At 43.8% G+C, this 17194-nt stretch carries 17 protein-coding genes; 14 read left to right on the top strand and 3 right to left on the bottom strand.

Going from position 1 to position 17194, the window contains the following annotated elements; translation table 11 throughout:
* Positions 1-172: 172 nt before the first annotated feature.
* Entirely contained in the window at positions 173-988 is an 816-nt protein-coding gene (locus AC5W2J_RS05550) for a uroporphyrinogen-III synthase (protein WP_496058496.1), read from the top strand.
* Here AC5W2J_RS05550 and AC5W2J_RS05545 read toward each other — a convergent pair.
* Positions 981-1688: a metallophosphoesterase family protein gene (locus AC5W2J_RS05545; RefSeq protein ID WP_496058495.1), complete on the bottom strand. Its 708-nt coding sequence runs from the start codon at positions 1686-1688 to the stop codon at positions 981-983. The genes AC5W2J_RS05550 and AC5W2J_RS05545 overlap by 8 nt on opposite strands.
* A gap of 146 nt (positions 1689-1834) precedes the next feature.
* Between AC5W2J_RS05545 and AC5W2J_RS05540 the strand changes: the two genes are divergently transcribed.
* From AC5W2J_RS05540 to AC5W2J_RS05515, 6 genes are all read left to right on the top strand, one after another.
* Positions 1835-2767 (top strand): CorA family divalent cation transporter, encoded by a 933-nt coding sequence (locus AC5W2J_RS05540; protein ID WP_496058494.1) that lies wholly within the window; start codon positions 1835-1837, stop codon positions 2765-2767.
* A 78-nt stretch (positions 2768-2845) separates the two neighbouring features.
* Positions 2846-3829, top strand: a complete 984-nt coding sequence (locus AC5W2J_RS05535; protein WP_496058493.1) for an acyltransferase family protein — start codon at positions 2846-2848, stop codon at positions 3827-3829.
* Positions 3830-3862: 33 nt separating this feature from the next.
* The gene (locus AC5W2J_RS05530) at positions 3863-4741 is read left to right on the top strand and encodes a 5'-3' exonuclease (RefSeq protein ID WP_496058492.1); all 879 of its coding nucleotides are present in this window, start codon (positions 3863-3865) and stop codon (positions 4739-4741) included.
* 1 nt (position 4742) lies between these two features.
* Positions 4743-5618 carry a CvfB family protein gene (locus AC5W2J_RS05525; protein ID WP_496058491.1) on the top strand — a complete coding sequence of 292 codons (876 nt, stop codon included), beginning with the start codon at positions 4743-4745 and terminating at the stop codon, positions 5616-5618.
* 82 nt (positions 5619-5700) lie between these two features.
* Entirely contained in the window at positions 5701-6621 is a 921-nt protein-coding gene (locus AC5W2J_RS05520) for a cation diffusion facilitator family transporter (RefSeq protein WP_496058490.1), read from the top strand.
* 15 nt (positions 6622-6636) lie between these two features.
* Positions 6637-6945 (top strand): ArsR/SmtB family transcription factor, encoded by a 309-nt coding sequence (locus tag AC5W2J_RS05515; RefSeq protein WP_496058489.1) that lies wholly within the window; start codon positions 6637-6639, stop codon positions 6943-6945.
* 38 nt (positions 6946-6983) lie between these two features.
* Here AC5W2J_RS05515 and AC5W2J_RS05510 read toward each other — a convergent pair whose 3' ends face one another.
* The gene (locus AC5W2J_RS05510) at positions 6984-7463 is read right to left on the bottom strand and encodes a VOC family protein (RefSeq protein ID WP_496058488.1); all 480 of its coding nucleotides are present in this window, start codon (positions 7461-7463) and stop codon (positions 6984-6986) included.
* On the bottom strand, positions 7460-7771 hold the full coding sequence (gene yxiS / locus AC5W2J_RS05505; protein WP_496058487.1) for a protein YxiS: 312 nt from the start codon (positions 7769-7771) through the stop codon (positions 7460-7462). Before yxiS ends, AC5W2J_RS05510 begins: the two co-directional genes overlap by 4 nt.
* A 285-nt stretch (positions 7772-8056) precedes the next feature.
* On the opposite strand from yxiS, the gene AC5W2J_RS05500 reads away from it, so the two are divergent.
* The 7 genes from AC5W2J_RS05500 (at position 8057) to AC5W2J_RS05470 (ending at position 17079) form a co-directional block, all read left to right on the top strand.
* Positions 8057-9550 (top strand): BCCT family transporter, encoded by a 1494-nt coding sequence (locus tag AC5W2J_RS05500; RefSeq protein WP_496058486.1) that lies wholly within the window; start codon positions 8057-8059, stop codon positions 9548-9550.
* A 200-nt stretch (positions 9551-9750) separates the two neighbouring features.
* Positions 9751-10608: a carbonic anhydrase gene (locus AC5W2J_RS05495; RefSeq protein WP_496058485.1), complete on the top strand. Its 858-nt coding sequence runs from the start codon at positions 9751-9753 to the stop codon at positions 10606-10608.
* Between the two features lie 91 nt (positions 10609-10699).
* Positions 10700-11362, top strand: a complete 663-nt coding sequence (locus AC5W2J_RS05490; protein ID WP_496058484.1) for a FusB/FusC family EF-G-binding protein — start codon at positions 10700-10702, stop codon at positions 11360-11362.
* 415 nt (positions 11363-11777) lie between these two features.
* Positions 11778-13343: a BCCT family transporter gene (locus AC5W2J_RS05485; protein WP_496058483.1), complete on the top strand. Its 1566-nt coding sequence runs from the start codon at positions 11778-11780 to the stop codon at positions 13341-13343.
* Between the two features lie 260 nt (positions 13344-13603).
* A complete protein-coding gene (locus AC5W2J_RS05480; protein ID WP_496058482.1) occupies positions 13604-14866 on the top strand; it encodes an L-lactate MFS transporter in 1263 nt (420 codons plus the stop codon).
* A 230-nt stretch (positions 14867-15096) separates the two neighbouring features.
* Positions 15097-16548 (top strand): NADP-dependent isocitrate dehydrogenase, encoded by a 1452-nt coding sequence (locus tag AC5W2J_RS05475; RefSeq protein ID WP_496058481.1) that lies wholly within the window; start codon positions 15097-15099, stop codon positions 16546-16548.
* Between the two features lie 150 nt (positions 16549-16698).
* On the top strand, positions 16699-17079 hold the full coding sequence (locus AC5W2J_RS05470) for a VOC family protein (RefSeq protein WP_496058480.1): 381 nt from the start codon (positions 16699-16701) through the stop codon (positions 17077-17079).
* Positions 17080-17194: the final 115 nt, after the last annotated feature.

Below are 17194 nucleotides of genomic sequence, written 5' to 3'. Positions count from 1 at the left end.
GTTTATTATAGGGGAAATAGGGAGAGAAGGCAAGATAACAAGATTAACCCGTCCGAAAATATAATTTCACAAACTATAATATGAATGAAATATCAATTGGCTGGGATAATAAAAATCATGTACAATCTATTATTAAGAAGAAGATTGGAAAGTAGAAAAGGAGAATAACAAGATGGCGAAAGGTCTGACAAATAAACACGTAGCGGTTGCAGCATCCAGAAAAACGGATGAGATGATTGAAATTATTGAACGGCAGGGTGGTACAGGAACTGTAAGATCGCTGCAGGGAACGGTTTTTCCTGCAGGGGATGCATTAAAACCTTCCATTGAAGAAGTTCTCGCAACAGCTCCCGACTGGTACATATTCACGACAGGTATCGGTGTGAAGTCAATGATGGACACAGCCGGGCAGATGGAAAAAAAAGAAATGTTCGTGAATTTGCTGAAAGCGGCTGATGTCGCAGTAAGAGGGTACAAAACATACAACGCCATGAAGGAGCTTGGTATAACGCCTGTTGTACGTGATGATGATGGAACAACCAAAGGGCTGATGCGCGGGCTGGACGAGACAGATATGGCAGGTAAAAAAGTAATGGTACAACTTCACGGTGTAAGCTCGCCCGTCCTTTTTCAATTTCTGCAGAACAAAGGCGTGGAACGTATTCTCGAAGTGCTCCCATACCAGCACGTAGAGCCGGACCGTGATACGGTCCAGCTGTTGTGCAATGAATTAAAAAGCGGTACCTACCAGGCACTTTGTTTTACTACGGCGATACAGGTGCATTCCTTGTTTCGATTCGCGGAAAAAAATCAGTGTGCGGATGAGATCCGTTCTATTTTAACAGAGCAGACCACCTCGGTATCTGTAGGAAAGGTAACTACAGAAGCGCTTCATGAAGAAGGTGTTGAGAACGTAGTGGCACCGGAGAATGAGCGGATGGGGGCTATGATTATCGCTTTGTCCAAGCATATGGAAAGCGCTAAGTAATTTTCTCATGCACAGTCTGATAAGCACCGTCTTCATAAATGAGCGCATTCAGCTGCTTTTTAAACCCGGCTCCGCCATCGATTCCTATTTTGTCGGATTGAAACCATACACCGGCATGTTCTTGAAAACGCAGTGTAGGCGTATGGCCGAAGATCACTTTTTTGCCGTTCGTATTAAGAATGTCTCCGTAATGGAAAGCGTCTCTAATCCACAGGAAATCGTGAATGGATGTTTCTTTCCAACTAGCATGTCCCGGGTTTACACCGGCATGAACAGCAATATGATCTTCGGTTTCGTGATGTATTGATAAATGCTGAATAAAATTGTAGTGGCCGGGGTATTCATTTTTAAAAAGTGAGGCCGCTTCCTCATACGGGAGGGAGTGGTCTTTATTCATGTAACTTAACAGCGTTTCCCTGCCGCCGTTCTGCAGCCAGATGCTGACGGCGGTCTGGTCGTCTGGATGCTGGAGCGCTTCTATCATCATACTTTCGTGGTTTCCCATCAGAAAATAAGCATGAATACCGGGATCGTTTTTTATCTGAAGCAAAAGGTCAATAACTTTTCTGGAATCAGGGCCGCGATCCACATAATCTCCTAAAAAGATGAGTACATCATCAGATGCCGGCTTTACTTTTTCTAATAATGCGGCTAAGGCCGAATACTGTCCATGAATATCAGAAATATACAGCAGTCTCATTGCATCACACCCTTTTTCTTTCACGTTTCCGTTCTTTCTTCATTTTAAACAATCATACGATAGAAGAAGGAGAAAGGTTTGTCTGCCTGTTATAATAAAAAGAAAGCAGGCGGTACGGGTGGAGAGAAGGGAGAGTATGAAACGACATGAGCGAAAGGTATACCGTTATATTGGAGAACAGGCAGTGGTCATGGGTGGAAATAGACCCCGATACAATGAATACCGGAGACCAGTCATCTTCTATTGAAATGTGGTGGAAGAAAGCACAGCAGCTAGCAGCAAATAACATAGAAATTATTTATGATAAAACATCGCGTGAACCCGTTATAAATGGTATGCTTCACGACGTGTCAGCGGTCAATGCAGACCAGTTGTTTTATTTTTCCATTCGAAAAAAAGATCTATTTACGTCCGGTACTTGGAAAACATTTCTGGATGAAAAGCAGAAAGCTTCTTTAATGGATTCTATGCCCGCGGCTTCCAACGGATTTGAAGCATTTCTATGTATTATTCAGGAGATGCTTGGGGATTTGTTAAATGGTATTGATGATTACGAGGAAAAAATCAGTCATTTGGAGGAGAAAGCCCACGCTGTTAGCAGTAAGGCCATTCTTGCAGATATTTTTGAAAGACGGGAAGAGCTGCTGTTTCTAAAGCTTGTAGCGATCCCGATTGAAGAAACCGTGGTAGCTTTAAAAGAAGCTCTGCTCGATGAGTTAATAAATACGACGATTTATAAACGGACAAACATACGCCTGGAACGGGTAATGACTCTGTTGAATCATTATGATAATCAGATCGGCACTCTTCTGGATTTAAACATGAACTTATTTTCCTACCGTGCCAACGAAATTATCAATGCATTGACGATTTTTACTGTAATGACGACACCGGTTATTGTGCTGGGAGCGTTATGGGGCATGAATTTTGAGACGATGCCGGAACTTTCGATGCCTTTTGGCTACGGATTTGCCTGGCTGATCATTCTGATTTTCACGCTTGTTATTTACTTCTGGCTGCGCCGGAAAGGGTGGCTCGGTAATAAAACCAAACCGTTAAAAACATTCAAAAAAAAATAGAGTGAACAAGGTAACGAAAAGTACCAGAGAAACGACAGCTTATGATCCGAAACGCAAAATACTGTCGAGGTGAAGAACGTGGCCGAAAAAACAGGAGCAAGGGATTATTTTTTTGATAACGCTAAATTTCTTCTTATTGTATTAGTAGTCATGGGGCATGCTGTAGTTCCATATATTGGGGAACATACAGGGGTTCGTACACTCTACTTGATTATCTACTCTTTTCATATGCCGCTGTTCTTTTTAATTGCCGGATATTTTGCAAAAAAGGCAATTGACCGCAGGCAGTTTTGGAAACCTGTTCAGACGATTCTGCTGCCTTATATGATTTTTCAGGGTATTTATGCGGTATTCTACTATTTTATTGAAGACAGGGAGCTTGTGTATCCTCTGCTTGAGCCGCTCTGGAGTCTTTGGTTTTTATTAAGCCTGTTTACTTTTTACTTATTAATGGTGTTTTTTAAATACAGTATTTATCTGCTGATTCCAGCCGTGCTGCTTGGCATGCTTGCCGGCGTCTGGGACATCGAGCCGGTGCTGAGTATTTCCAGAACGCTTGTGTTTTTCCCCTTCTTTTTACTCGGTTATTTTATGAAGAAAAGCTGGATGAACCAGGTTAGAGCAATCATTAAGCCAAAAATAGGTATTATCGTGTTTGCAGGAGCTGCCGTTCTTTTATATCCTTTTGCAGACAGTATTATGTTTGAATGGTTTTATGGAAGTGAATCCTATGAGTCCCTTGGGACTGGCGCTGCGGCAGGCATGGCTGTGCGGCTTGGGTTATATGCCGTCACTATTTTTATGAGCCTTTGTTTTCTGGCGCTCGTTCCATCCCATCCGACCGCCTATTCAGCGTTGGCATTGAATACAATGTATGTGTATTTACTGCACGGCTTTCTTCTACGCTACCTGCGCACAACGGATTTTTATACTATATTTAACGGTAACTTAGAGGTTATGCTCTATATTGCCGCTGCCGCAGTCTATACATTTATTTTATCAACCAATACGGTTAAGAAAATATTCTGGCCGGTCATAGAACCTAAGCGTTTATGGTCGTAACACTTTGTAAAGTAGAAAGGAGCAGCAATAGAAATGAAAGAGAAAAAAGTACTTCTCGTAGACGGAATGGCTCTTCTTTTTAGAGGGTATTTTGCTACAGCTGTCCATGGCAATTACATGTATAATAAAGAAGGAATTCCGACAAACGGGGTTCATGGATTTACCAAGCATATGATAAAAGCAGTAGAGTCCTTTAATCCAACCCATATCGTATGCTGCTGGGACCTTGGAAGCCGGACGTTTCGGACAGAACTATTTCCAGCCTACAAAGGAAACCGGTCTGCACCGGAAGAACAGATGGTTCCCCAATTTGCAATGGCACGGGAAATAACGGACGGATTTGGGATTCCAAGTATAGATGCCGTAAACTACGAAGCGGATGACTGCCTGGGTACGCTTGCGGTTTCTTACGCAGAGGACGCAGAAGTTTATATTCTTACCGGCGACCAGGATATGCTTCAGCTGGCCAACGAGAAAGTCCGTGTCGTTATTATGAAAAAAGGTCAGGGGAATTATCAGGTATATGATGAAAAGACGGTAAAGGAACTAAAAGGCTGTCATCCCCATCAGCTGGTCGATATTAAAGCATTGATGGGCGATACGAGCGATAATTACCCCGGCGTAAAAGGTATTGGGGAAAAAACGGCATTAAAATTAATTCAGGAGTATGAAACGATAGAAGGAGTACTGGAAAACCTGGAGCACCTTCCGGCAGGACAGCGGAAAAAAATTGAAGCAGAACTGGATATGATGCACCTGTCGAGAGCGCTGGCAGCAATACGCTGCAATGCACCGGTATCACTTCCACTGGAAAACGCCCAATGGCAGGCTGACGGAACAACAGCTGAAGAAACACTGGCACGACTTGGAATAAATATTTCAATAGAACAATTAATGATGGGAAGTAGATAAAATGAGAGAATTAGGATCTGTACAATTCTGTGATGTAATTGGAGAAGAAAACCAGGGGTTTGTACTGGAAAGAGGAAAACACCAAATCTTTATGCCATACGTGGATGCAGAAGAAGACACAGAAGTAGGAGAAGAGGCGGAAGTGTTTCTTTATCAAAACAAAGAAGGCAGTTATTTAGCGACAAGCTACCTTCCGCAGGTTACCGTTTCTTCTTATGGATGGGGTACAGTCGCTGACATTATTCCCAAATTAGGAGTGTTTGTTCATATCGGCCTCAAAAAAGACATGCTTGTATCCAAAGATAACCTTCCGCTGATGCAGGAAGTATGGCCCAAGCGAGGGGATAAGCTGTTTGTAAAACTTCACCAGGATCCAAGAGGACGTTTGTTTGCGGTCCCGGCGGATGAAGATGTGATTATGGATTCTTCTGAAGAAGCACCGGAGGATATTCAAAACCAATCTGTAAAAGGGCACGTATACCGGGCGTCCAAAGTAGGATCATTTTTATGGACCGAAGAAAGGTACCGTGCTTTTCTTCATCACAGCGAAAGCGAACGTGAACTCCGGCTTGGTGAAAAAGCAGAGTGCCGGGTGATCGGCCTGAAAGAAGACGGCACGATTAACGTCAGCCTGCGTCCTATGAAAGTAGAAGGGATGGACCGTGATGCAGAAGCTATTCTTATCTACCTGACAAGAAACGGCGGCGAAATGCCTTTTACAGACAAGAGCGGGCCGGACGATATCTACGACGCGTTCGGCATCAGTAAAGCCGCGTTTAAACGAGCAGTAGGACGGCTTTTAAAGAAGAAGTTAATTGTTCAGACCCCTGGACAATCGATCCGGTTCAATACCGAAAAAGAAAACTCCGCTGAGTAAGCGGGGTTTTCTTTTTGTTTACAAATATGATAAGGATGATAAAATATGAGTATATAGACATATAGATAAGGTGGTTTTGAATATGGGAGCACAGCATCATGGACATTCCCACAGCCATTCTCACGGAAATAATGTAAATAAGAAACGACTCATACTCGCGTTGATTGTTATTGGAAGCTGGATGGTCGTAGAATTAATAGGCGGGTTATGGACAGGAAGCCTGGCCCTTCTGGCCGATGCGGGGCATATGTTCAGCGACTTTTTTAATTTGTTTATCAGTCTGGCGGCGATGATTGCAGCAGGCAAAACGGTAACGAATAAAAAAACGTTTGGAAACCACCGCTATGAAATCCTGGCGGCTTTATTTAACGGAGCGGCCCTGCTCGTTATTTCCTTGTTTATCGTATCAGAGGCGGTCCAGCGTGTCGGCACAAACGAGGGGATTCTGGGAGGGCCGATGATAATAATTGCCGTCGTAGGATTATTGGCTAACATACTTTGTTTGTATATCCTATCCGGGGGAGAAATAAAAGAAAATCTGAATATGAAAGGAGCTTTCTTTCATGTTATCGGGGACACCCTTGGATCAGTAGGGGCTATTATTGCAGGACTGAGTATTTACTTTTTTAACTGGTATGCGATGGACCTGATTTTAAGTGCAGGCATCGCTGTACTAATCGGCATCGCCGGCTGGAACCTCTGCAAAGAAAGCATTCATATTCTTGTGGAAGGGGCCCCGGCCCACGTAGACTGTGGGAAAGTTAAAGCAGAACTTGAAAACCTTTCCGGGGTGGCAGCTGTACATGACCTGCACGTCTGGACCATTACATCCGGCCTGTACAGCTTTACCTGTCACCTTGTGGTGGAAGAACAGTACCATGCAAAAGGCCAGGAAGTGCTTGTAGAAGCAAACCGCTGGATTTACGAGAATCTCGGTATTAAGCACAGCACGATACAAATAGAATATGAGGATTTAAGCCATCTTGAGCATTCCCACGTATAGAAAGGAGTGTCGTACATGAAAAAGGAAGCCCATCAGCGCCTGTCAGAACAGCATGCCCAGGATACGTATCATTTATTTAAAGCGCTCGCCGATCCGACCCGGATAAAAATCCTGCATCTTCTGGCTGAAGAAGAATGTCCGGTGAACCATATTGCCGATATTCTGCAGATGAATCAATCGGCCGTTTCCCACCAGCTCCGGACGCTGCGGCAGATGAAGCTCGTGAAATACAGACGCAGCGGTAATCAGCTTTACTACAGCTGCGATGACAGCCACGTAATTGAGCTGCTGAATCAGGCACTAAGCCATAGTGAACATACGTAAAATAACATCCTCCCTCTAATAACAAGAGGGAGGATGTTTTATTCCTTATTGGCATACATCTGCTCGGTCGTGTGTGAGTAGATTTCAATAATGTTTCCAAAAGGATCTTCGCAGTACACTAGATAATATGGTTTACCCGGCCATGTATTCCAGACTTTGCTGCGCTGTTTTCCACCATGGGAGGAAATGTGATCTGCCATCGCCTGTACATCTTGGGCTGTCATACATAAATGAAAGAAGCCTGGCTGCCATAAAGGGGGACGCTCCGTTTTGGGAGCGTTGGGAAAGGAAAAAAGCTCAAGTCCAATCTGGTTATCGGCCAGCAGGTGGGCGTTTTCCATTTCGGTAATATCTTCACCGAGCAGATCTTTAGTCATGGAATTGGAGCTGTTGTCGTCTTCAGAGAAAGTGGTATGAAAGGGCCCGGCCAGCAGCTGAAAGCCTAAAATATCGCAGTACCATGAGACGGCAGCCGAAAGATCGGGAACGGTTAATCCGACGTGGGTAACAATAGTCATTCGGATTTTCCTTTATGCATATACTCTGATACTACTATCGACAGGTCTTCATTTCCAAAAAGGCTGAGAACGTTAAGCAGCGTAGAATCAGCAATAGGCTCCGATTCTTCCTTGGATACAGTTAATGCGATACCGTCCCGCAGAGCAGCGTTCTCAGATTGAAGAGGATAGGCTTTTTTATATAATTCAGCAGGATCAAGATCTTGATTAACACACCATTGGGCAAAGACAAGAATCATCATCCGCTCATCCTGCTGATACTGTTCAATCACCCGTTTTTCTACTTCATTGTATTCTCGTTCACTCATATTCAGGCACTCCTTTTTTTATTCTATTCATTATAACGCAAAAAAACCACCGTTAAAATAACAATAGATTTTTGTCGGCTGAAACAGGATTTAAACCGTATATAAAAATGAGTATTAAGAGAGAAGAAAACTGGACAACCGCCATTCTTTATTAATTCCGATACTAATGTATGGTAGAATAATCTACTGGAGAAGCAAAGCTGTGTGTTTTGTTTGAATCTGATTAGAAAGGGTATGAGAAACAGGCTGTACATAAGAAAAAATTCGAACATATGAGGTGAAGAAGTGAAGAATGCAACGTTAGTATTTTGGCTTGCGATCTCAATCTGCCTCATTATGGTAGTTTGGGGAAGTATTGCTCCGGAACAGCTGGAGGCTGTTACCACAACCATGACCACGACATTTTCGACAGCATTTGGCTGGTATTATCTTATCATCGTCGTGTTTATGCTGGTTTTCTGCGTGTATCTTATCTTTTCAAGAATTGGACGCATACGATTAGGAAAGGACAATGAAAAACCGGAATTTGGCCTTCTCAGCTGGTTTGCGATGCTGTTTTCCGCCGGCATGGGAATGGGTCTGGTGTTCTGGACAACATCCGAGCCGATTTCCCATGCTTTTATCAGCACGCCGGGTGCTGAGCCCGGGTCTGACCAGGCGATTGAAGAAGCGCTTCAATATTCTTTTTTCCACTGGGGTATTCACGCCTGGGCGGTCTATGGAGTCGTAGCGTTGGTCCTTGCCTATTTTAAGTTCCACAAAGGATATCCCGGCCTCGTAAGTGCTACGCTGGAACCGCTTTTTGGTGAAAAAGCAATGAGGGGTCTGCCTGGTACGCTTATCGATACACTGGCTGTATTCGCTACGGTCGTAGGTGTCGCTTCCACACTTGGTTTTGGCTCCGCACAGATGAACGAAGGAATATCTTTCTTGTTTGGCACACCAAATAGTTTTGCAATGCAGATGGTTATTCTGGCGGTGGCTACGGTATTATTTATCATTTCGGCCTGGTCCGGTGTCAGCAAAGGAATCAAATATTTAAGTAATTTTAATATGATTCTCGCTTTTATCCTTCTTTTGATTCTATTAATCGTTGGGCCGACCTTATATATTTTCAACATGTTTACGAGTACAATGGGCGGATATATTTCCAACTTCTTTGACATGAGCTTTCATTTAGAACCTTTAAATGAAGACAACCGCTCCTGGATTAATGCCTGGACTATTTTCTACTGGGCATGGTGGATCTCCTGGTCACCGTTTGTCGGCATCTTTATTGCCCGTATATCCCGGGGACGTACCATTAAAGAATTCATGCTTGGCGTTCTATTCGTTCCAGCTGTTGTCTGCTTTATCTTTTTTGCAGTATTCGGCGTTTCAGCTATAAATATTGAGCAGCTCGGAATTGCTGCAATATCAGATTATTCACTGGAAACGGCAACTTTTGCGGTGTTACAGGAATATCCGCTTGGGTTCTTAATGTCGATTATCACTATTGTCGTTATTGCCGTTTTCTTTATTACGTCTGCCGACTCGGCGACGTTCGTACTCGGAATGCTTACGGTGGGAGGTTCCATTAATCCGCCGAACGCAGTAAAGATTATGTGGGGTCTTACGATGTCTGCAGTAGCAGCTGTAATAGTCTATTTCGGAGGGACACAGGGACTGCAGAATATACTCATTATCGCTGCACTCCCTTTCTCGGTAGTCATATTACTAATGGGAATCTCCTTTTATAAAACAGTACGCAAAGATCCTTCTCTTCCGAAAAGAAGGTAACAGCAGCAATCAAAATCAACAAAGCTCTTCCTATTATAATAGGAGGGGCTCTTTTTATGCATTTTGTTATATTTGGCATATTGTGTCCACAGTTTCCACTAATTACAATAAAATAGGGTTATTCTGCCTTTTTTACTATCTATTAGAATAAGATAGAAAACATCAGGAATCCACACCATTATTAGGAAAAGAGGGGAACAATGACCAAACAATTAATGCTTGCAGGCCTCCTTATCGGAGTGAGCCTGAGCGGATGCCAGGAACAAACGACAGAGCAGGAGCCGGAAGAACAGCAAGAGACGGAAGAACAGCATGAACAAGAAGAACAGGAAGAACAGAACGAACAGAACGAACAGTACGAAGAGGAATGGACGTATGAAGAAGATACAGGACCGGAAAACTGGGGAAGTCTTGATCCTTCCTATCAAACGTGCGCAGATGGCACAGAACAATCGCCAGTTGACCTGGAATTTTCTGAGGTTACTGAATCCTCTGCCCGGGAAAATGTAGAGTTGACCTATCAACCGGGAGAATTCAGTCTTTCAAATGACGGGCATACTCTTATGGTGCATGCAGCCAAGCCGGAGAACGTGTTGTCTATTGAAGAAGATGACTATAAGCTCGTGCAGTTTCATTTTCATACGCCAAGCGAACATCAGTTTAACGGGGAATATTATGAGATGGAACTGCATCTGGTACATGAAAACGAAGAAGGAGAGCTTGCTGTAGCTGGTATTATGATACAAGAAGGGGCCGAGAACGAAACACTGCTGCCTGTCTGGAACAAGCTTCCTGAAGAAGAAACAGAGAGTAGTATACCTGTGGAAAATTTAATCGACATACAGGCTCTGCTTCCTGAAGATGCTGATTCATTTCATTACAATGGTTCACTGACCACACCACCCTGCTCGGAGCAGGTAAAATGGATGATTTATGAGGAACCTATCACGATGTCTTCCGAACAAATTGAACAATTTCAGAACATCTTCGGAGAAAATCACCGTCCTGTCCAGCCTTTAAATGATAGAGAAGTAGAACTCTCTTCAAGTAACGAATAAAGTATCGTATGATAGGGAGGAGCGGGAGAAAAGCAGAAACGCTGGTCTTCCTGAATGTTTATAGACTTTTGGATACAAAGGAGTGATCTGAATGGCTGAATCAAACAAAACAGGTATACAGCCTTTTCTGCGCAATGACCAGTACAATTTTCTAAAGCGTCAAGTGAAAATTATTGTGCAGGCACATGGAGCCACTCAGGACCAGGGGGTGCTGGATGCAACCCGGATAAGTGCTGTTGAAAAAGTTCTGGAAATGCTGCCGCCGCTCACAGACGAACAAAAGCAGTTTATTTTAAGAGCGGCAGCTATGAGAGAATCCCTGCAGGCCGAGCTGTACCTTGCAGAAGGAAGGGAATTTGTTATTCCGTTTCCGGATATAACAGACAACGAAATCCGTGCCCTTTTTCCGAAAGCAAAAAAATTAAAAATGCCCGAACTGGTAAAAGCTGATGCGAAGCGGATGACCTACTTAGGCTGGAATGATGTCCGCTCAGAGCGTAAATATATTGTGTTTCCCCATCGTCACGGTACGACCGGATGGAGCGGCTCGTTTAAACCAATGCCTCGTAAAGGACTATGCGCAATCTGTCATGGGCATACGAGAATAGGGCTGTTTATGGCTGTTGTCAAAAGCAGCCGGGAAACGTATACAAGCAGAGGGAACTACATCTGCCAGGACAGCGATACTTGTAATGAGACAATCAGCTCCCTTCAGCATATTAACGACTTTGTCGAAACGCTGAATAAATTTTGATTGTTTTCCACTTACTAAAAAGAAACAATATCCCTTTTTTGCAAAAATAAGCAGGCAAATGTTTATTTTTTATGTATAATCAACCATGAGAGGTACTTAATCATGGTTTGGGTATTTAACCTGCTTCGTAATGTATGATATGATGTTCATCTGAAACATTTGCACATTCGCTGAATATGATCCAATACTCCGGCCAAAAAGCGTGTCGAACCGCCGAAAAGGCGTCTTTCAAAATAAGCGCTTTTTCATGGATGACCCTGGGATGCCTTGATTTAGTAACGTTTTAAAGCAGGGAAAAGAGGGGAAGGAAAGATAATCAGCATTGTGGCTATAAATGATACATATCCCAGTAGAAATACTTCCCTTCGTTTATAGGCATGGGCTGGTTCCAACTATAGTAAAGGGGGAAAAAGAAATGGACAAGAAAGAACAAAAGTGGCGTTTTAACAGCGTGTTCTGGATCTCGTTTATTATTGTACTGGCTTTTGCCATCTGGGGATTTTTAGCGCCAGGTCAGCTTGCATCTCAGGCTACAGTTACATATAATTTCATATCCAATACGTTCGGATGGTTTTATCTTGTATTTGTATTATTTTTAATTATATTTAATTTCTATTTGGCATTTAGTAAGTATGGAAAAATCAGGCTGGGCGGGGACGATGTCAGGCCCAAGTATTCTATGTTTACATGGATTGCCATGCTGTTCAGCTGTGGATTCGGTGTAAGTATTGTATTCTGGGGTGTAGCAGAACCGATGACTCACTTCGGTACAGTGCCTCCTGGTACCGATGCAGAACCACGTACGGCGGATGCCGCAAGAGAAGCTATGTGGAATGCCTTTTTTAATAACGGGATTCACCAGTGGGCTGCTTTTACTTTTGTTGGTTTGTCTATATCCTATTTTCTATACCGTCAAAAAGAAAGAAGCTTAATTAGTGATACGATGAACTCCGTTATTGGTGAAACAGGAAAAAAACCGCTGCGTAACACGGTGGATATTATTGCTGTTATTGCTACAGTACTGGGAGTGGCTACGACACTTGGATTGAGTGTGCTGCAGATCAGCGGGGGACTTAATAATGTATTTGGTATTCCTGCAGGAAATGCAACACAGATATGGATCGTCATAGCAATGTTTGCCTTTTTCATGGTATCGACGGTTTCCGGTCTGGACCGTGGAATTAAATACTTAAGTAATGTGAATTTAGGGTTAGCTCTAATTTTAATGGTTTCGGTTTTATTGATTGGACCGACCGGTTTTATATTAAACACGATTACGACCGGTGTCGGAGACTATATTCAGAATTTCTTCCAGGCGAGCCTGCGGCTTGACCATTACAACGAAGGAACCTGGGTGCAGGAATGGCCGGTTTATTACTGGGCCTGGGTTATTGCCTGGTCTCCTTTTGTCGGTATGTTCGTGGCCCGGGTATCCAAAGGACGCACCGTGCGCGAATTCGTATTCGGCGTTATGGTGGCCCCGCCGGCTATCGGAATTTTATGGATCGGTATTTTCGGCGGAACAGCGATTAACATGGATTTATTCCAGGGAACAGATATCACGACGGCGGTTGAAAATGACGTAACCAATGCGTTATTCGCCATGCTGGAAAATCTGCCTCTCGGCAGCATTTTATCCGTTCTGTCGATTGGTCTATTGTTTACCTTCCTTGTTACATCTGCCGACTCTGCTACATTTGTTCTTGGCATGATGACTTCCAAGGGAGACACGAACCCCTCTATCGTTTTAAAAGTAGTCTGGGGTACACTGATTGCATCTGTTGCAACAATTCTGATCATCAGCGCTGGTCTGGAAGGGCTGCAGACGGCCTCGCTCATAGGGGCACTGCCGTTCTCGATTGTGCTTCTGGTCGCAAGTCTTGCCTTGTTGAAGTCGATCAGGCTGGACTATAAAGAAACACGACTCAGGGAAGAAGAAGAAAAACAGGAAAAACTCCGCCAGGAAATGAAAAACTGGTAATCAAAAAGCATCTCTCCCGGCCGGGAGAGATGCTTTTTTTATCTCTACAAAAAAAGCGCAAAGAAAAGACCTTTTTTCCAATCACAGCAATATACCTGAAAAAGGGACATGCTGGTTTTAACAACCGGCATGCAGTAAAAGTGTGAATATTCATAATAATTTTATTTTTCATATTCGTTTGATTTATGTAAGCGGTTAATTGTACTATAAACATATGTTGTTTTTGCATCTATTATACAACACGAAGGGAAGTCAAAAGAATGCAGACCAATAAAAACAGATGGTTAATCGCTTTATCAGCAATTGCAATTCACCTTTCCATAGGCGCTGCTTACGCATACAGCGTCTACACAAACCCTATTAGAGACACAATGGGATGGTCTACAACTGAAATTACACTCGCCTTTACATTAATGATGGTACTCGCAGGTATTGCTGCCGCTTTTTTCGGGCCTTTTGTAGAAAAAAACGGACCCAGGCGCTCCGCTATACTGGCTGCTGTACTATTCGGATTAGGACAGGCAGGTGCCGGGCTTTCCGTTGCGCTTGATCAGCCGGTAATGTTCATTCTTACGTATGGACTGGCCAGTGGTCTTGGAATGGGTATCGGCTACATTGCTCCTGTATCTACATTAATCAAGTGGTTTCCCGACCGCCGCGGAATGGCTACCGGGATGGCTGTTATGGGTTTTGGTGCCGGGGCACTTATTACCGCACCAGTTGCAGCAAGCCTGATGAATACAGTCGGCGTTCAAATGACGTTTTATATTCTTGGTTTCAGCTACTTTGTCTTAATGCTTGCGGGAGCCTCCTACATTGCGCCGCCTCCGAAAGACTGGATGCCGGCAAAAATGAAAAAAGATATTGCTTCCGGCAAAAAAGTAGTCAAGCGTGATCTGCAGCAGTTAAATGCTAAAGAAGCTGTAAGAACGAGACGGTTTTGGATGCTGTGGACGATGATGCTCGTTAATACAACGGCAGGAATTATGATTATATCCGTGGCATCCCCTATGTCACAGGAAGTGGTCGGATTATCCGCAGCAGCGGCTGCAACCATGGTTGGTATTATGGGGGTATTTAACGGCGGGGGCAGGCTTGTCTGGGCGGCGGCTTCGGATTATCTTGGAAGGCCGAACGTATTTTTGATTTTCTTCGTCCTCCAGGTTACTGCCTTTATATTGTTTCCGAATATAACCAACGTATTAATATTCCAGGCCTTTATTTTCCTGGTAGTCAGCTGTTACGGTGGAGGGTTTTCAAATCTTCCTGCCTTTATCGGCGACTTATTTGGAACAAAGCAGCTTGGGCAGATTCATGGATACCTTCTGACGACCTGGTCTATGGGAGGTTTACTCGGACCGCAGATTGTAAACCAAATCAGAGAACAGTCCGGAAGTTACATTCCCGTATTTTACCTCTTTGCCGCACTGATGGCTGTAGCTCTTGTAATGGCCCTTTTTATTAAAAAGGACATTAAAAGAGTGGCGAGACGGGATAGCCAGCAGCAAGAGGAAATTGCTTAACAAAAACAAAAAAATCCCGGCAGCTATGCATGCCGGGATTTTTTTTGTTTTTGTTCTTATAAGCTTTCTTCCAGCGCTTTTAGGTTACAGAAACAGAACTGGCAGGGCTATTAACGTAGATACAGTGTATTATGGAAATCCTGTGTTTTAAGCAGCTTTAAGTAGTGAATAGCTATATATAGGGATATGTTATAGAATAGTTGGAACATTCGTACACAGGAGGTTTTTTTATGAAAAAAATACCTATTACGGTAGCCAGAGGAGATGGAATTGGTCCGGAAATTATGGACGCGGTTCTGAACATTTTAACAAAAGCAGATGCTGCTGTAGAACCGGAATTTATTGAGATTGGAAAAGACGCCTATCTGGAAGGCTGGTCTACGGGAGTGCCGGACAGCGCGTGGGAATCCCTGCTGCGGACAAACGTGTTTTTAAAAGCGCCTATTACGACTCCGCAGGGGGGAGGGTATAAAAGTTTAAACGTCACGATCCGCTCCTCCCTGGGATTGTACGCCAATATACGGCCGACGATCTCTTACGCCCCTTACGTAAAAACAAATCATCCGGAGATGGATCTGGTTATTGTTCGGGAAAATGAAGAAGATTTATATACGGGAATTGAATACCAGCAGACCCCTGAGGTCGTGCAAAGCTTAAAGATAATTACCCGGCCAGGCTCGGAACGCCTGATCCGGCATGCGTTTGAATACGCCAAAGAACATAACCGCAGTAAAGTAACGTGTGTAACAAAAGATAACATTATGAAGCGCTCGGATGGATTGTTTCATCAAGTGTTCAATGAAGTAGCGGAAGAATATAAAGAAATGGAAACCGATCATTGGATTGTCGACATCGGTCTGGCCAAAATTGCGGATTCTCCGGAACAGTTCGATGTTGTAGTTATGCCTAATTTATATGGAGATATCGGATCAGATATTGCTTCGCAGATTTCAGGAAGCGTCGGTCTTGGCGGCTCTGCAAATATCGGGGATGAAAATGCTATGTTTGAAGCAATTCACGGCAGTGCTCCTGATATTGCTGGACAGGGACTTGCAAATCCTTCCGGACTGCTGCACGGTGCGATTCAAATGCTCGTGCATATAGATCAGCCTGAGACAGCTTCGCGTATTCACAACGCCTGGTTTAAAACGCTGGAAGACGGAATCTACACCGGTGACATTGCAAAAGGCTCGCCGTCCGTCGGAACGAACGAATTTGCTGAAGCTGTAATTGAGCGGCTCGGCCAAAAGCCGGACACGATCGAACCAATGAATTATGAAACAGGCAGAGGCAGAAAGAAGAATACTTCCTCTGTTTCCTTAAAAGCTGAAGACAGAGCTTCTCCTGTCAACAGGCGCCTGGAAGGTGTCGATGTATTTTTATTTGAAAATAGACGGCCGGTCGAGCAGACAGCTGAGACTCTAAAACGTTTGTCAGGGAAAGCACTGGAGCTTTCTGTTATTACAAACAGAGGAGCGAATGCGTACCCTAAAGGAGCAGCGGATATTTTTACTACCGATCATTGGAGGTGCCGTTTTATGCCGAGAGGAAAAGAGGAAATCACCCACAAAGACATTCAGGAGCTGCTGGGACAGATAGAAGAGGCAGGGCTGGATTGGATTCAAGTGGAGAATTTATACAGTTTTGATGGCAAACCCGGCTATTCTGAAGCGAGAAAATGACGATATACAACCTCTACAGGAAGGAAAACCGGAACAGGCTTTCCTTCTTTGCATAGGCACGACGCGGGCTTCCACTGAAAAAACAATAAATAAGTGAACATCATGCTATACTTAGTGGACACATAGTTAACATGTAAAAGGAGCGTGGCCATGAAAATAGAACATGCAGCAGTTTGGGTAAAAGATTTGGAGATTATGAGAGACTTTTATGAAACATACTTCGGGGGAGCAGCAAACGATAAGTATGTAAATGAACAAAAACAGTTTGAGTCGTATTTCTTAAAGTTTGATGAAGGCGCACGCCTTGAATTAATGAGAAAAACCGGTATTGGGGAGCGTCCTAAAGAAAACAGCATTGGATGGGCGCACGTAGCCTTTTCCCTTGGCTCAAAACAAGCGGTTGATGCCATCACCGCAAAGCTTGGTAAAGACGGGTATACCGTAGTGAGCGGACCGCGTACCACAGGGGATGGGTATTACGAAAGTGTCATAGAAGATCCGGAAAAGAATCTGCTGGAGCTTACAGAATAAAGATAAATCCATTGATTAATTGATTTCTGCCCGAGAGGGCTCCGCTGAAAAGGCGGGGTCCTTTTTGAGTTGTCGCGCTTATATGGCGTATTGATTTAAAGCAGCAGAAGAGAAG

Source organism: Sinobaca sp. SA16-1, assembly GCF_059510515.1.
This window is presented reverse-complemented; position numbering and strand designations above follow the sequence as displayed.

Excerpts from the sequence above, each read along its gene's own strand:
- AC5W2J_RS05550 (WP_496058496.1), top strand. The coding sequence starts at position 173 with ATGGCGAAAGGTCTGACAAATAAACACGTAGCGGTTGCAGCATCCAGA.
- AC5W2J_RS05490 (WP_496058484.1), top strand. The coding sequence starts at position 10,700 with ATGGCTGAATCAAACAAAACAGGTATACAGCCTTTTCTGCGCAATGAC.
- AC5W2J_RS05545 (WP_496058495.1), bottom strand. The coding sequence starts at position 1,688 with ATGAGACTGCTGTATATTTCTGATATTCATGGACAGTATTCGGCCTTA.
- AC5W2J_RS05525 (WP_496058491.1), top strand. The coding sequence starts at position 4,743 with ATGAGAGAATTAGGATCTGTACAATTCTGTGATGTAATTGGAGAAGAA.
- AC5W2J_RS05480 (WP_496058482.1), top strand. The coding sequence starts at position 13,604 with ATGCAGACCAATAAAAACAGATGGTTAATCGCTTTATCAGCAATTGCA.
- AC5W2J_RS05515 (WP_496058489.1), top strand. The coding sequence starts at position 6,637 with ATGAAAAAGGAAGCCCATCAGCGCCTGTCAGAACAGCATGCCCAGGAT.
- yxiS (WP_496058487.1), bottom strand. The coding sequence starts at position 7,771 with ATGAGTGAACGAGAATACAATGAAGTAGAAAAACGGGTGATTGAACAG.
- AC5W2J_RS05485 (WP_496058483.1), top strand. The coding sequence starts at position 11,778 with ATGGACAAGAAAGAACAAAAGTGGCGTTTTAACAGCGTGTTCTGGATC.
- AC5W2J_RS05520 (WP_496058490.1), top strand. The coding sequence starts at position 5,701 with ATGGGAGCACAGCATCATGGACATTCCCACAGCCATTCTCACGGAAAT.
- AC5W2J_RS05470 (WP_496058480.1), top strand. The coding sequence starts at position 16,699 with ATGAAAATAGAACATGCAGCAGTTTGGGTAAAAGATTTGGAGATTATG.
- AC5W2J_RS05530 (WP_496058492.1), top strand. The coding sequence starts at position 3,863 with ATGAAAGAGAAAAAAGTACTTCTCGTAGACGGAATGGCTCTTCTTTTT.
- AC5W2J_RS05540 (WP_496058494.1), top strand. The coding sequence starts at position 1,835 with ATGAGCGAAAGGTATACCGTTATATTGGAGAACAGGCAGTGGTCATGG.
- AC5W2J_RS05475 (WP_496058481.1), top strand. The coding sequence starts at position 15,097 with ATGAAAAAAATACCTATTACGGTAGCCAGAGGAGATGGAATTGGTCCG.
- AC5W2J_RS05495 (WP_496058485.1), top strand. The coding sequence starts at position 9,751 with ATGACCAAACAATTAATGCTTGCAGGCCTCCTTATCGGAGTGAGCCTG.
- AC5W2J_RS05510 (WP_496058488.1), bottom strand. The coding sequence starts at position 7,463 with ATGACTATTGTTACCCACGTCGGATTAACCGTTCCCGATCTTTCGGCT.